13 protein-coding genes are annotated in these 12,758 nt (G+C 72.3%); 2 read left to right on the top strand and 11 right to left on the bottom strand.

What is annotated here, in order from left to right; all coding sequences use genetic code 11:
• Nucleotides 1-77 precede the first annotated feature (77 nt).
• Both ACIQNG_RS16660 and ACIQNG_RS16655 read right to left on the bottom strand, forming a co-directional pair.
• Nucleotides 78-272 (bottom strand): DUF397 domain-containing protein, encoded by a 195-nt coding sequence (locus ACIQNG_RS16660; RefSeq protein WP_401485600.1) that lies wholly within the window; start codon nucleotides 270-272, stop codon nucleotides 78-80.
• Nucleotides 251-1,093: a helix-turn-helix domain-containing protein gene (locus tag ACIQNG_RS16655; RefSeq protein WP_401485724.1), complete on the bottom strand. Its 843-nt coding sequence runs from the start codon at nucleotides 1,091-1,093 to the stop codon at nucleotides 251-253. The genes ACIQNG_RS16660 and ACIQNG_RS16655 overlap by 22 nt, the downstream gene beginning before the upstream one ends.
• A 317-nt stretch (nucleotides 1,094-1,410) precedes the next feature.
• On the opposite strand from ACIQNG_RS16655, the gene ACIQNG_RS16650 reads away from it, so the two are divergent.
• Nucleotides 1,411-1,593 (top strand): hypothetical protein, encoded by a 183-nt coding sequence (locus ACIQNG_RS16650; protein WP_401439816.1) that lies wholly within the window; start codon nucleotides 1,411-1,413, stop codon nucleotides 1,591-1,593.
• A gap of 76 nt (nucleotides 1,594-1,669) precedes the next feature.
• On the opposite strand, the gene ACIQNG_RS16645 is transcribed toward ACIQNG_RS16650, so the two are convergent.
• From ACIQNG_RS16645 to ACIQNG_RS16620, 6 genes are all read right to left on the bottom strand, one after another.
• Nucleotides 1,670-2,926, bottom strand: coding sequence for a hypothetical protein (locus ACIQNG_RS16645; RefSeq protein ID WP_401485722.1), 1,257 nt, complete (start codon nucleotides 2,924-2,926; stop codon nucleotides 1,670-1,672).
• Between the two features lie 41 nt (nucleotides 2,927-2,967).
• Nucleotides 2,968-4,086 (bottom strand): neocarzinostatin apoprotein domain-containing protein, encoded by a 1,119-nt coding sequence (locus ACIQNG_RS16640; RefSeq protein WP_401485720.1) that lies wholly within the window; start codon nucleotides 4,084-4,086, stop codon nucleotides 2,968-2,970.
• Between the two features lie 8 nt (nucleotides 4,087-4,094).
• Nucleotides 4,095-5,003 (bottom strand): hypothetical protein, encoded by a 909-nt coding sequence (locus ACIQNG_RS16635; RefSeq protein ID WP_401485598.1) that lies wholly within the window; start codon nucleotides 5,001-5,003, stop codon nucleotides 4,095-4,097.
• 26 nt (nucleotides 5,004-5,029) lie between these two features.
• Nucleotides 5,030-5,773, bottom strand: a complete 744-nt coding sequence (locus ACIQNG_RS16630; protein ID WP_401485596.1) for an LPXTG cell wall anchor domain-containing protein — start codon at nucleotides 5,771-5,773, stop codon at nucleotides 5,030-5,032.
• Nucleotides 5,774-5,943: 170 nt separating this feature from the next.
• A complete protein-coding gene (locus tag ACIQNG_RS16625) occupies nucleotides 5,944-6,591 on the bottom strand; it encodes an ATP-binding protein (protein ID WP_401485595.1) in 648 nt (215 codons plus the stop codon).
• A 516-nt stretch (nucleotides 6,592-7,107) separates the two neighbouring features.
• The gene (locus ACIQNG_RS16620) at nucleotides 7,108-7,485 is read right to left on the bottom strand and encodes an STAS domain-containing protein (RefSeq protein WP_401439810.1); all 378 of its coding nucleotides are present in this window, start codon (nucleotides 7,483-7,485) and stop codon (nucleotides 7,108-7,110) included.
• A gap of 286 nt (nucleotides 7,486-7,771) precedes the next feature.
• Between ACIQNG_RS16620 and ACIQNG_RS16615 the strand changes: the two genes are divergently transcribed.
• The gene (locus ACIQNG_RS16615) at nucleotides 7,772-8,644 is read left to right on the top strand and encodes an RNA polymerase sigma factor SigF (protein WP_401485593.1); all 873 of its coding nucleotides are present in this window, start codon (nucleotides 7,772-7,774) and stop codon (nucleotides 8,642-8,644) included.
• A gap of 246 nt (nucleotides 8,645-8,890) precedes the next feature.
• Here the strand turns inward: ACIQNG_RS16615 and hutI are convergent, their stop codons facing one another.
• The 3 genes from hutI to ACIQNG_RS16600 are packed head-to-tail and all read right to left on the bottom strand — an operon-like array spanning nucleotide 8,891 to nucleotide 12,674.
• Nucleotides 8,891-10,075 (bottom strand): imidazolonepropionase, encoded by a 1,185-nt coding sequence (gene hutI, locus ACIQNG_RS16610; protein ID WP_401439806.1) that lies wholly within the window; start codon nucleotides 10,073-10,075, stop codon nucleotides 8,891-8,893.
• Nucleotides 10,076-10,134: 59 nt separating this feature from the next.
• Complete coding sequence (locus ACIQNG_RS16605; protein WP_401439805.1) at nucleotides 10,135-11,475, bottom strand: formimidoylglutamate deiminase; 1,341 nt, start codon at nucleotides 11,473-11,475, stop codon at nucleotides 10,135-10,137.
• Nucleotides 11,472-12,674 carry an allantoate amidohydrolase gene (locus tag ACIQNG_RS16600; RefSeq protein ID WP_401485718.1) on the bottom strand — a complete coding sequence of 401 codons (1,203 nt, stop codon included), beginning with the start codon at nucleotides 12,672-12,674 and terminating at the stop codon, nucleotides 11,472-11,474. Before ACIQNG_RS16600 ends, ACIQNG_RS16605 begins: the two co-directional genes overlap by 4 nt.
• Nucleotides 12,675-12,758: the final 84 nt, after the last annotated feature.

Raw genomic sequence — 12,758 nt, 5'->3', positions numbered from 1 at the left:
TGTCGGTGTTGCGGGCTTGCGCTGTCAGTACCTACAACGGGCCCGCGACAGAGGGCGGTTCACCCCGACTCGTCCCGCTAGAGCGCTTTGGTGAACGCACCCCAGGCGACGGCACCGAAGACGAGAGCAGGTCCGCTGGGGTTCTTGGAGTCACGGACCGGGACTAGGTGGGCGGAGAGGATGTCGGCGACTTCGAGGCATTCGCCGCCGTCTCCGTTGCTGTAGCTGCTCTTACGCCAAGTGGCCGCGGTCAGGTCCACGGGTCGCACCATGGTTCCTCCAAGATCTGCCCGACGTACTTCTGGGAGTCGGTGGGGGACAGCGCCAAGTCGCGCACCGCATCGTACGCGCGCTGCAATCGTTCAACCGCCGCGTTGTCCTCCACCAGTGCACCATCGTGAGCGGTCTCGGTGTGGGCAACCGTCCGTGCGTCACCGAGCCGCAGAAACATCGCAGTCGTACTGATGAGCATGTGCAGGCCGGCTCCTTGGGGGAGTACTTGCAGAGTGATGTTCGGGCGGGCGGCCATCTCCAGCAAGAAGGTGAGCTGCTCCCGCCACACCTCCGGGCTCCTGAGCGGGGTGCGCAACGCAGCCTCGGCGAGAATGGTGCGGAAAGGCGGCGCATCCTCCTCCATCAGCCGCTCGCGTCGGCTCAGCCGCGCCCGGACATGACCGGCCAGTTCCTCTTTCTTGGTTCCGCTGACAGTCATCACCTCACCCGCGTACGCGGCAGTCTGCAACAGGCCGGGCACCACACTCACGGAAAAGTGCCACAGGCTGACCGCCTCCGCCTCAAGCTGCATGTACCTGCGATATCGCTCCTTGAACTGGGTCATGTCCCCCAACGCCAGTTCCCACAGGCTCACCAACAGCCTTGACGTTCCGTAGTGCTGATCCAGCGCCTCCACGACCTCGGGGCCGCCGAGTGTCTCGCCGCTCTCCATCTTCGCGAAGTGGGAGGAGTCCCAACCCAACCGCTCCGCAAGCTGCCGCAGGCTCTCCCCTTTCTCGGTGCGAAGTGCCCTCAATTCCTCCGCGAACCGCCGCCTCGGCTCCTGGCTGCGTTGAGTGATGACCCGCCTGGCTGGCATCGCGCCGCCCCCTCCGGTGAAGGTGTTGGGTTTGCGGTTCTCAACAAGGAAGACCCCTGCCACCTGCGCTTTCTCGCGCCGCAAACGCGGGATGCTCTTCAGCAGCCCGTCAACGCAAAGTAGCGCAACGACCGCGTTCCGTACGGGCGAACGAAATCACTCCCCCCATTCGAGGAGCACCCCATGTCGTACTCCCCCACAGTCACCCGGCGCCCGCTCCCCTGGCGCACCCGGCACCGGGCGGCGGTCGTGCCCTCGCGGCCGAGTCGGGCGGTTCTGAAGGCGATCGAGGCCGCGTTGCTGGCGAGGAGGGCCGGATGATCCAGCTCCTCCGTGACCCGTTCCCGACGATCTATCCGGCCGTCGCCCTGGACGGCTGCGGCTACTGCGCCGAGCTGAAGGCACGGCAGGACGCGGCGCGGGCGGAACAGGACGACAGCGCGCTGGTCGACGCGAACGTACTGCTGCGGCGGCACGTACGGCTGGAGCACCGGCCGTGAGGCGCCGGGGGTGAAGCGGAGGGCCCCGCTCGATGACGCCTTCTTGAGCGGGGCCCTCACTCGGGCCGTCAGGGACTCAGGGGGTTCTGCGGCTCGGCATGAAGGTGAACACCGCCCCGCCCAGCAGCACCGCCGTGCCCCCCACCAGGGCCAGCGCCTTCAGCGTGCCGTTGTCGCCCGCGCCGGTCTCCGCCAGGCCGCCGCCGCCCGAGGACGACGTACCGGAACCGCCGGCCGAGCCCGCGGCTCCGCCCGAGGACGACGAGCCGCCGGAGGCACCGCCTTCCTGTTCCTCCGTGTCGAGGGTGAGGGAGACCTCCGTCCTGGTGGGGGTGCAGGTCGTGGTCGTACCCAGGGCCTCCACCGTCAGGACGCCCGGTGACAGGGTCGCCCTGCCGGTCGCGCCCGGCTTGTACGTGCCCTTCAGGTCGGGGATCTCTATCGGGTCACCCGACTTGATGGGGGCCGGGTTCGTCGCGCCCTCCACCCGCACGGTGCCCTTGTCGTCGCCGCCCAGCACCACCTCCATGGACGGCTTGACCGAGTCCTTGGGAATCTCGGCCGGGCTGTCCATCACCGACTGCTCGAACTGGACCGTGAGGTCATAACTCCCGCCGTTCTTCCTCGCGTTGATCCGCACCGGCGAGGTCGCTTCCTTGTCCCCGATCGGCGTCTTGCACGCGTAGGGGATCTGGACCTCCTTGCCGGTGAAGTCCGTCCGACCGCCGTCTTCCGTGTCGGAAGGGGTCGGAGTCGGGCTCGGGGTCGGGGACGGGCTCGGGGTCGGGGTGGGGGTCGGGGTCGGGGAGTCCGTCGGAGTACCGCCGCCCTCCGTCACCTTGATCGTCGCCGCCGCCTCCACCGGCTCCTTCGGCGCGCACTTGGTGTCCGTCGAGATCGGCTTGCTGACGTTGATGTCGTACGCGTCCGGCGTCAGTGTCACCTCACCCGGCGCCGTCAGTTTCAGCGTGCCCCTCATCGCCGACAGCAGCATGTCGCCGCCCTTGGGGATGGGCGGGTTGGTGCGGGTGCCCTCCATCGCGATGTCGGCGGTCTGGGCGCCCTTCGCCTTCAGCGTGCCGGTCGGCAGCATCGTGTCCGCTTCGAGGTCCAGGATGTCGGGGTTCTTGGACGCGGCCTGCACGAACGTCCAGACGACCGCCACCTCGTCCCCGACCGCCGCCTCCGCCGGGGCCTCGACCGCCACCTTCGTCGTGCCCTCCACCGGCGGCAACCCCGAGATCGGGGGCGGCTGGCACTCCGTCAGATACGCGACCTCGGCCGCCTGCGCGGGGGCCGCCGCCACACCGATCAGCGCCGCCGCCGCGCCCATGGCCAGCGCGACTCCCGCCGGTACGGCTCTCCTTGGCCTGCTCACGGTGGTCCTTTCCCGAACGTCGGAAACGTCGAAGGGTCTTCGTGCGGTGCGGAGAGCCCACCGGCCGTGCCGGACGCCGTGTGCGGGACGGAGTCCGGGGTGAACCACGGCAGCGTGGTCGAAGGAGAAGGAGCCGGGGAAGGGGGCGCGGAGGGAGGCGCCGAAGGAGTCCGTCCCGGCCTTCGCCCGGCGAGCCGGGCCGGGAACGGGAGCGGGAGCCGCAGCGGGAAGGGGGCGCGGAGCCGGTCGCGGAGCGGGCGGCGGTGCTTCGGTGCCACCCGGTCCACCACGGCCATCCCCACCCGGAACACCGCCGCCGGGACGACCACGCAGACCAGCACCCAGAACAGCGTCACACCCCAGGGCCGGCCCACGTCCCAGGGCTGCTCGGCGAGGATCCGGCCGCTGTACTTCAGCGACACCGTGTAGTCGCCGTGCGCCCCGGCCGCCAGTTCCACCGGCAGTTCGATCCGCGCCTTCTTCCCGGCCCGGATCGTGCCCTGCCACTGCTGTTCCTCCCACTTCGGCGCGAACACCCCGTGCGAGGCGCCGAGTTCGAAGACGGGGTCCTTCACCGCCTCCGTGCCGACATTGCCGACGGTGAAGACGAGGGTGCGGGCGGGCGGGGCGCCGAACCAGGTCAGCAGCCCGCCGGAGCCGTCCAGCGTGGTGTCCGTGAGGACCGAGAGCCGTCCGCCCGCCGGTTCCGCGGGCAGGGGTTCCACGGCGTGGCCCGCCACCTGGAACTCCGTGTCCGCCTGCGCCTTCGGGCCGGTCGCCGTCGCCGCGTGCACGACACACGGGCACGGCACCGGCGGCTCCACCACCGGAAGCCGTCTGCTGAACCGGCCCTCGGCGTCCGTCGTCACCGCCCTGCCGTCCGCGTTCGCACAGGAGTTGGTGCCCCCGACCACCCCGCGCGACGGATCGGCCCGTCCGCAGATCAGCAGCATCAGCAGGGTGTCGGCCCGCCATCCCGTGCCGCTGACCGTGACCGTGCCGCCGGTGCCCGCCTGCTCCTCGGACACCCTCACGGCCGGACCGTCCTCGGCGGCCCGCGCCCCGCCCGTCATCAGCCCGACCAGCAGCAGCGCCAGCACCCCGGCCGACAGCATCCGTACCCTCACACCACCGCTCCCGTCAGCTCGGACCCACCGACGGCCCGCTCACCCGGCCGCCCGGGGGCGACAGGCGCCGCCGCCGTCGTCGTCGTACGGCGCCTTCGTCGTCGTACGGCCATCGAGGCCGCGACCGCCGCCACCGCTGCCCCGCCCGCCAACGCGCCCCACGGCACGAAGCGGGCCGACGTCCGCGCGCTGTCCCGGGCGCCGCCCCCGGCGGTCACCGTCAGCCGTACGTCCACCGCGTCCAGGGCGGGACGGTCGGGCCAGGGCTCGGTGAGACGCACCCGGCGGCCGGGCGGCAGCTCCACGGGGAGGGTGCGCGGAGCCCGGTCGAGCACCGTGCCGAACACCCCCTCCACCCGCACCGCCAGACGCGGCGCGAGCGTGGTCGTACCCCGGTTGACCAGGTCGTAGCCGATGTTCCCTGCGTGTACGGCGACCTTCTCGACCGTCAGTGCCGACAGCGCGGGGCCGCCGGTGCGCAGCCGTACGGGGAGGGTCCTGGTCCGCCCGTCCTCGTCCCGTACGACGATCGCGCCGTCCCGGTCACCGGGCGCCGCCCCGCCCGGCACGGTCACCGTGAAGGGGACCTCGGCACGGGTCCGGGCGGGCACCCTCAGCTCGGCGTCGGCGAAGCGCACGGGGACACCGGTGCCGGTCAGCCGTACGTCGACGGGGTCCGCCCCGCGATTGGTCACCGTCACCGTGTCCCGCAGGGCCGTCCCCGCGGTGCCCTCGGCGTAGAACGACGGGCGTGCGCCGCCCCCGGGCGCCGCGGTCCAGCCGTCGGCCGCCGAGGCGGGCACCACCACGGCGAGCGGGGACAACAGGACAGCGGCGGCGGCAGCGGCGGCAGTGGTCGTCAGGGCTCCGGCCATCGGCTGCGATCTCGGTGACTTCGGCGGCATCGGCGGCTCCCGGGTGCGCGTGCGGGTCAGCGGCGGACGCGGGCCGGTTCGTCGCGCTGGTTGCGCCGGGTCAGCCACAGCGTGCCCGCCGCGCCGACGAGCAGCACGGTGCCGCCGAAGGTCGCGAGGGCGACCGCGGACTCCTCGGGGCCGGTCTCCGGGAGCCGCCCGCCCGAGGCACCGTCATCGGCGCCCGTGTCCGTACCAGAGCCGGAGCCGGAGCCGGAATCGGCATCGGCATCGGCATCGGAGCCGGTGTCTCCGTCGTCCGCGCCTGCCGCCTTCACGTCGAGTGTCAGCGACGGCCCGGGGTCGTTGGTCGGCTTGCACGTGGTCGTCGTGCCCAGCGCCTTGATGGTGAGGATCCCGGCCGTGAAGGTGACCTCGCCGGACTTCTCCGGTGTGTACGTCCCGGAGAGGTCGCTGACCTTGATGGGGGTGTTGGCCGGGATCGCCTCCGCGTTGGCGGGGCCGGTGACCTTCAGGGTGCCGTTCTCGGCGCCGCCGAGTCGGACGGTGGCGCTCGGGCTCATGGCGCCCTTGCCCAGTTCCACGGGGCTGGAGGAGACGCCCTTCTGCCAGGACATGGTGATCTTGTAGCCGTCGCCGCTCTCGACCCCCTTGATGTCGATGGGCGACACGGCGGTCTTGTTCCCGATCGGTGTCTCGCACGAGTAGTCGACGTCCACGACCTCGGCACGGGCCGCGGGAGCGGCCAGCAGTACGGCCGCGCCGGCCAGAGCCGCGGCGCTTCGCTTCCGGTACGGCACGGGTCCCCTCTTTTCTGACGGCTTATCAGATGGGCCGTCAAGGTACGGCCGATGCCGTGAGGAAGGAAGAGACTCCGCGCCCCGGAGTTGTGAGAGTTGGGGGTGGGTGGTGGCGCGTGCGTGCGGGCCGGTGGGTGGCGGCGCGTGACGGTGGGACGCGGTGGCGGCGGTTACGCCGGGGCGCCCAGTTCCGCCCAGACCGTCTTGCCGGACGCGCCCGGCGTCCGTACGACACCCCAGTCCAGGCAGAGCCGCTGGACGATGAACATGCCGTGACCGCCCGGGCGGCCCGAGCGGTGGGGGGTGCGCGGGGCCGGCTGGCCCGCGCCGCGGTCGGAGACCTCGACCCGGATCACCTTGTTGTCGCTGGAGATCCACATTTCGTCCGGGCCCTCGGCGTGCAGACACGCGTTGGTGACCAGTTCGGAGACGACCAGCAGCACATCCTCGGCGACGGCCCGCCGGTCGGCGCCGGAGGCGGGCAGCCAGCCCCAGGCGTAGAGGGCCTGCCGGGCGAAGTCCCGGGCGAGCGGTACGACACCGCTCTCGCCGTGCAGGTTCAGGCGGCGGACCTGCCGGGCGGGGGCGGCCGTCACCCCGGAGGCATTCGTTCCGCCGGGGGTGCCCGTGCCACCGGAGACACCGGTCCCGCCGGGGGTGCCGGAGGTACCCGTACCGCCGGGGGTACTCGTCCCGCCGGAGACACCGGTCCCGCCGGAGGTGCCCGTACCGCCGGAGTTACTCGTTCCGCCGGAGGCACTCGTTCCGCCGGAGTTGTTCGTCGTACCGGAGACTTGTGTCGCTCCGGGGGTACTCATCGTTCCCGAGGCACCCGTCGCCCCGGTCGCTCCGGGGGTACTCGTTCCTCCGGGCGTGGACACCACGCCCGTCGGCCCCTGTTCGGCGGTCCCCGCCATCGACTCGCCCCCCTCGGACGCACCGGAAGCGCCGCTGGGCTCCGGAGAGCCCGGCGTGCAAGGCCGGGTGGTGCTCATCAGCGCTTCACCTCACCGGTTCACCAGTTCACAGTTCAAGCGTCGTACATTGTCGCCGTCGGCGCAGCCGCCCGTGCAGCCGCCCGTATCGGCGTCACCGTATGTCATTACGTGTGCACGGCACGGTTCGGGCCGCGTTTTGTCGTACGGCGATCGCCGGAGCCGGTTTTGTCCGACGTCAGGGAGTCTCCTGCCCGGTGATCCGTAGGGAACACCACCCCGTCCGCAACATTGGTACGGACAGGTGGGGAGAACGGGCCCGACATCACCTCGGGGGGCATGCCCGAAGGGCCGGCCACCGAGAGCCGGCGGCTGCGGGACACGGGGGCGGCCCGCCGGTCAGCGGGCCTCGTCGGCCAGCGCCGCCGCGACCGAGTCATGGACGGTGAAGACGGCGTCCGCGCCGGTGATCTCGAAGACCCGGGCGACCACGGGCTGCATCCCCGCGAGATGGACACCACCCCCGGCGGCCTCGGCCTTCAGCCGCGCGCCGAGCAGTACGTTGAGGCCGGTGGAGTCGAGGAAGTCCAACCGGGCGCAGTCCACGACCAGCCGGTTCAGCCCGTCTTCGAGGCATTGCTCCAGCGGTTCGCGCAGCAGATCGGCCGTATGGTGATCCAACTCACCCACCGGTGTCACCACGGCACTGGAGCCCTCCCGCCGCACCTCCACCAGAAGCCGGCCCGACTGTGCGCTGCCGAGCGTCCCGTGGTCCATGCCGTCTCTCTCCCGAGGGTCGCGCTGCTGACTCATGCCCTCCGCAGCCTACGCCCTCCCGGCGCCTCCGACGTCCCTTCGATACGTCACCCGTACCCCCCTCGAAGAGCCGAACAACCAACCCATAAACGGACATTTAACACCGAAACGCACTTGCAGTGAGTATGCGGAACCGGGTAGGGCTAGTAGAGACACGTAACCGACACGGCCGGCTTCGGAGGCGCCGCTACACCGCACACGCACGCACTGGCTTCGGCGGCCTGACGCCGAGAACGATGGAGGACACATGTCACCCCGGCTCGACGCCTCGCACACCCGGACGACGACGTCGATGCACGAAACCGACATCGACCCACTGGACGGCCTCCCGGAGATCCCACCGTTCGACCAGATCGGGCCGGTCGACGCACGGGCCCTGTCCAAGACGCTCTTCGAGCGGCTGGAGTCGCTGGAGGAAGGCACCCACGAGTACAGCTACGTCCGCAACACGCTGGTCGAGCTGAACCTCGCCCTGGTCAAGTTCGCCGCGGGCCGCTTCCGTACCCGCAGCGAGCCGATGGAGGACATCGTCCAGGTCGGCACCATCGGGCTGATCAAGGCGATCGACCGCTTCGAACTCTCCCGCGGTGTGGAGTTCCCCACCTTCGCGATGCCGACCATCGTCGGTGAGATCAAGCGCTTCTTCCGCGACACCTCGTGGTCCGTGCGCGTCCCGCGCCGCCTCCAGGAACTGCGGCTCGACCTGGCGAAGGCGGGCGACGAACTGTCCCAGCGGCTGGACCGGGCGCCCACCGTGGCCGAACTCTCCGAGCACCTCGGCCTCTCCACCGACGAGGTGGTGGAGGGCATGGCGGCGTCCAACGCGTACACGGCCTCCTCGCTGGACGCCCAGCCCGAGGAGAACGACTCGGAGGGCGCCCTCGCGGACCGGCTCGGCTACGAGGACCACGGGCTCGAAGGCATCGAGTACGTCGAGTCCCTGAAGCCGCTGATCGCCGGGCTCCCCGCCAGGGACCGGAAGATCCTCTCCCTGCGCTTCGTCGCCAACATGACCCAGTCCGAGATCGGCGAGGAACTCGGCATCTCGCAGATGCACGTCTCGCGGCTGCTGTCGCGCACGCTGGCACGGCTGCGGCGGGGGCTGTCGGTCGTGGAGTAGGACGACCACCGACGGGCGCGGAGGACGACCACCGACGGGCGCGGGAGCACGGCCACCGACCCGGCACCGGCCGTTCGAGCGACCCGTTCGAGCGACCCTTCGAGCGACCCGTTCGAGCACGCTCAGGGCTTTCCGACCGGCGCCGCACGGCATTCTGTGCGGCGCCGGTCGGCGTTGTACGGCGACGTTCTGCGGAAGACGGCGGGCGGCGGGCGGCGGGCGGCGTTCCGTGGGGCGGTGTCGCCGTCAGACGACGCGGGTGCCGCGGCGCCACACCTCGGAGACGAGGGGGACGCCGGGCCGGTAGGCCAGGTGGACATGGCTGGGTGCGTCCAGGAGCGTCAGGTCGGCGTAGGCGCCCTCGGTGAGGCGGCCGATGTCGGTGCGGCGCAGGGCCGCGGCGCCGCCCGCAGTGGCCGACCAGAGGGCCTCGTCGGGGGTCATGCGCATGTCCCGTACGGCGAGGGCGATACAGAACGGCACGGACGACGTGAACGACGAGCCGGGGTTGCAGTCGGTGGACAGCGCGACGGTGGCCCCCGCGTCCAGCAGCCGGCGCGCGTCGGGCCACTGCGCGCGGGTGGAGAACTCGGCGCCGGGCAGCAGGGTTGCCACGGTGTCGCCCTGGGCGAGGGCGTCGACGTCGGCGTCGGTGAGGTGGGTGCAGTGGTCGGCGCTGGCGGCGCCCAGTTCGACCGCGAGCCGGACGCCGGGGCCGTAGGTGAGCTGGTTGGCGTGGACGCGCGCGAGGAGCCCCTTGGCCTGGCCCGCGGTGAGGATCGCGCGGGCTTGGTCGCCGTCGAACGCGCCCTTCTCGCAGAAGACGTCCACCCAACGGGCGTACGGCGCGCAGGCGTCGAGCATCTCGCCGGTGACGAGGGCGACGTACCGTGCGGGGCCATCCGGGTCGTCGGCGAGGTCCGGGGGGACGATGTGGGCGCCGAGGTAGGTGACCTCGTCGGTGTGGGCGGCGGCGATCCGCAGCGCGCGGGCCTCGTCGGCGACGGTGAGGCCGTAGCCCGACTTGGTCTCCATGGTGGTGGTGCCCTGCCGGAGCGCCTCGGCGAGATGGCGGACGAGGGTGGCTTCGAGCTGGGCGTCGGTGGCGGCGCGGGTCGCGGCGACGGTGGTGCGGATACCGCCCGCGCTGTAGGCGCGGCCGGACATCCGGGCGTTGAACTCCTCGGTGCGGTCGCCCGCGAAGACGAGGTGGGAGTGCGAGTCGACGAAGCCGGGGACGACGGCCCGGCCGTCGGCGTCGACCCGATTGTCAGTGGCGGGTGCTTTGCTTGATTCACCGGTCCAGACGACCCGGTCGCCGTCGATGACGACGGCCGCGTCCCGGACCAGTCCGAGAGGGGAGCCGTCACCGAGGGAGGGATCGTTGGTGACCAGCGTGGCGATGTTGGTGATGACGGTGCTGCTGCTCATCGTGGCCTCGTGGGGGACGGTGGTGGCGGTGGCTGGGGGGTCTGCCGAGGAGGAGGGTGTCAGCCGCGGAGGGCGGCGACCGCGCGGGCCAGTTCGTGCGGCGCGTCGGGTACGAGGGTGTGGGCCCCGTCGCGGACGACCTGCCGCCCGCCCACGATCGTGTGCCGTACGTCGGCCCCTGTCGCGGCGAAGACGGCCGTCTCCGCGCCGAGCCTGGGTTCCGGCCCCGCCGTCCTGACCGAGTCGAGGGCGACGGTGGTGAGGTCGGCGAGCCCGCCCGGCTCGATACCGCGGACCTCGTCCCAGCCGAGGGCGGCGTGGCCGTCGACGGTCGCGGCCCGCAGCAGCGCGGCGGCCGTCCAGTGACCGCGCGCGCGGGTGCGCAGCCGCTCGTTCAGCTCCATCGCGCGGGCCTCCTCGAACAGGTCGATGACGGCGTGGCTGTCGGAGCCGAGCGAGAGGCGTGACCCGGCGCGCTGGAGGGCGGGGGCGGGGCCGATGCCGTCGGCCAGGTCCCGTTCGGTCGTCGGGCACATGCAGGTGCCGGTGCCGGAGCCGCCGACCAGGGCGATGTCCGCGTCCGTGAGATGGGTGTTGTGGACGCCGGTGGTGCGGGGGCCGAGCACCCCGTGGTCGGCGAGGAGTTGGGCGGGGGTCCGTCCGTGGGCGGCCCGGCAGGCGTCGTTCTCGGCGGTCTGCTCGGAGAGATGGACGTGCAGCGGGGCCCCGCGCTCCCGCGCCCAGGCGGCGACGGTCGCCAACGCGTCGGCGGGCACGGCCCGCACGGAGTGGACGGCCGCCCCGATCCGTACGTGATCGCGGTCCTTGAGAACTGAAGAGCGCTGTGCCCACGCGTCGGCGGTGCCGTCGGAGAAGCGGAGCTGGTGGACGTCGGGCGGCTGTCCGAAGCCGGAGGAGAGATAGCAGGTGTCGAGGAGGGTGAGGCGGATGCCCGCTTCGGAGGCGGCGGCGATGAGCGCCTCGCCCATGGCGTTGGGGTCGGCGTACGGGGTGCCGCCGGGGGCGTGGTGGAGGTAGTGGAACTCCCCGACGGCCGTGATCCCGGCGAGGGCCATCTCGGCGTACACGGCACGGGCGAGCGCGTGGTAGGTCTCCGGGGTCAGCCGGTCGGCGACGGAGTACATGATCTCGCGCCAGGTCCAGAAGGTGCCCGAGCCGACCTGGACGGTGCCGCGCAGGGCGCGGTGGAAGGCGTGCGAGTGGGCGTTGGCGAGGCCGGGGAGGGTGAGTCCGCGCAGCACCTCGGCGCCGGGCGGCGGGGTGTCGGCCCCGGTGGCGACGGTGTGGACGCGGCCGTCGCGCACGGTGAGGGTGACGCCGGGTTCGACATGGGTGGCGAGCCAGGCGTGTTCCAGCCAGTAGGTGCGGGTCCGGGTCATGCGCGGATCAGCCCTTCCAGTACGTCGGCCAGCGCGAGCACTCCGGCCACGCAGTCGTCCTCGGCGGCGGACTCGGCCGGGGAGTGCGAGACACCGGTCGGGTTGCGGACGAACAGCATGGCGGTCGGGACGCTGCCGGAGAGGATCCCGGCGTCGTGCCCGGCCCCGGTGCCCAGGACGGGCACGGTGAGGTCGGTGTCCCGGCCCAGGATGCGGCCGATCTCGTCGCGCAGGGCGTGGTCGAACTCCACGACGGGGGTGAAGGACTCGCGGGTGACGTCCAGAGCGACGCCGTGCGCCTCGGCGTACGACCGGGCGGTGTCCTGGATCTCGGCGACGACAGCGTCCAGGTCGCCCTGTTCGGCGGCCCGGGAGTCGAGCCAGCCGCGGACCAGGGAGGGGACGGCGTTGACGCCGTTGGGTTCGACGGCGACCTTGCCGAAGGTGGCGACGGCCCGGTGGAGCAGCGCCGCGCGCCGGGCCGCCAGCACGGTCTCGGCGTACGGCAGCATCGGGTCGCGCCGGTCGGCCAGCCGGGTCGTCCCGGCGTGGTTGGCCTCGCCCCGGAAGTCGAACCGCCAGCGTCCGTGCGGCCAGATGGCGCTGGCGATGCCGACGGCGTCACCGCTGAGATCGAGGGCCCGCCCCTGCTCGACGTGGAGTTCGACGAACGCGCCGATCCGGGCCAGCCGCTCGGGGTCGGCGCCGATACTGCCGGGGTCGTGACCGGCGGCCTCCATCGCCCGGGGCAGGGTGACGCCGTCAGCGTCGGTCAGCCGGTGGGCGTCCTCGCGGCTGAGACGCCCCGCCGTCAGCCGGGATCCCACGCAGGCGAGCCCGAACCGCGCCCCCTCCTCGTCGCCGAAGTTGACGATGCCGAGGGGTCTGTCGAGCGGGACGCCGCGCCGGAGCAGTTCGTCGAGCACGGCGAAGGAGGACACCACACCGAGGGGGCCGTCGAACGCGCCGCCGTCGGGCACGGAGTCCAGGTGGGACCCGGTGACGACCGCGTCCCCGAGCGCGGGGTCCCCGGCCCAGGCCCACTGGTTGCCGTTCCGGTCGACCTCGTGGCGCAGTCCGCGCGCCACGGCCTGCTCCTCGAACCAGCCCCGGCAGTCGGCGTCGGCCGGGGTCCAGGCGAAGCGCCGGTAGCCGTGCGAGTCGGGGTGCCGGCCTACGGGGAGCAGCTCCCGCCACATGGTGTGGAAGGAGGCACCCGGTACCGGTCGGGCGCGGTCGCGGGCCCCGCCGCCGTCGCCGTCGCCGTCGCCCCTGTCGGCGGC

It is taken from the genome of Streptomyces sp. NPDC091377, from assembly GCF_044757045.1.
Classification (GTDB): Bacteria; Actinomycetota; Actinomycetes; order Streptomycetales; family Streptomycetaceae; genus Streptomyces.
Note: the sequence above shows the minus strand (reverse complement) of the source record. Positions and strands in the feature narration are given on the sequence as shown.

Bases quoted from the DNA above. Each gene is read 5' to 3' on its own strand.
- ACIQNG_RS16660 (WP_401485600.1), bottom strand. From the start codon at position 272: ATGGTGCGACCCGTGGACCTGACCGCGGCCACTTGGCGTAAGAGCAGC.
- ACIQNG_RS16655 (WP_401485724.1), bottom strand. From the start codon at position 1,093: ATGCCAGCCAGGCGGGTCATCACTCAACGCAGCCAGGAGCCGAGGCGG.
- ACIQNG_RS16650 (WP_401439816.1), top strand. From the start codon at position 1,411: ATGATCCAGCTCCTCCGTGACCCGTTCCCGACGATCTATCCGGCCGTC.
- ACIQNG_RS16645 (WP_401485722.1), bottom strand. From the start codon at position 2,926: ATGGGCGCGGCGGCGGCGCTGATCGGTGTGGCGGCGGCCCCCGCGCAG.
- ACIQNG_RS16640 (WP_401485720.1), bottom strand. From the start codon at position 4,086: ATGCTGTCGGCCGGGGTGCTGGCGCTGCTGCTGGTCGGGCTGATGACG.
- ACIQNG_RS16635 (WP_401485598.1), bottom strand. From the start codon at position 5,003: ATGCCGCCGAAGTCACCGAGATCGCAGCCGATGGCCGGAGCCCTGACG.
- ACIQNG_RS16625 (WP_401485595.1), bottom strand. From the start codon at position 6,591: ATGAGTACCCCCGGAGCGACACAAGTCTCCGGTACGACGAACAACTCC.
- ACIQNG_RS16620 (WP_401439810.1), bottom strand. From the start codon at position 7,485: ATGGACCACGGGACGCTCGGCAGCGCACAGTCGGGCCGGCTTCTGGTG.
- ACIQNG_RS16615 (WP_401485593.1), top strand. From the start codon at position 7,772: ATGTCACCCCGGCTCGACGCCTCGCACACCCGGACGACGACGTCGATG.
- hutI (WP_401439806.1), bottom strand. From the start codon at position 10,075: ATGAGCAGCAGCACCGTCATCACCAACATCGCCACGCTGGTCACCAAC.
- ACIQNG_RS16605 (WP_401439805.1), bottom strand. From the start codon at position 11,475: ATGACCCGGACCCGCACCTACTGGCTGGAACACGCCTGGCTCGCCACC.
- ACIQNG_RS16600 (WP_401485718.1), bottom strand. From the start codon at position 12,674: ATGTGGCGGGAGCTGCTCCCCGTAGGCCGGCACCCCGACTCGCACGGC.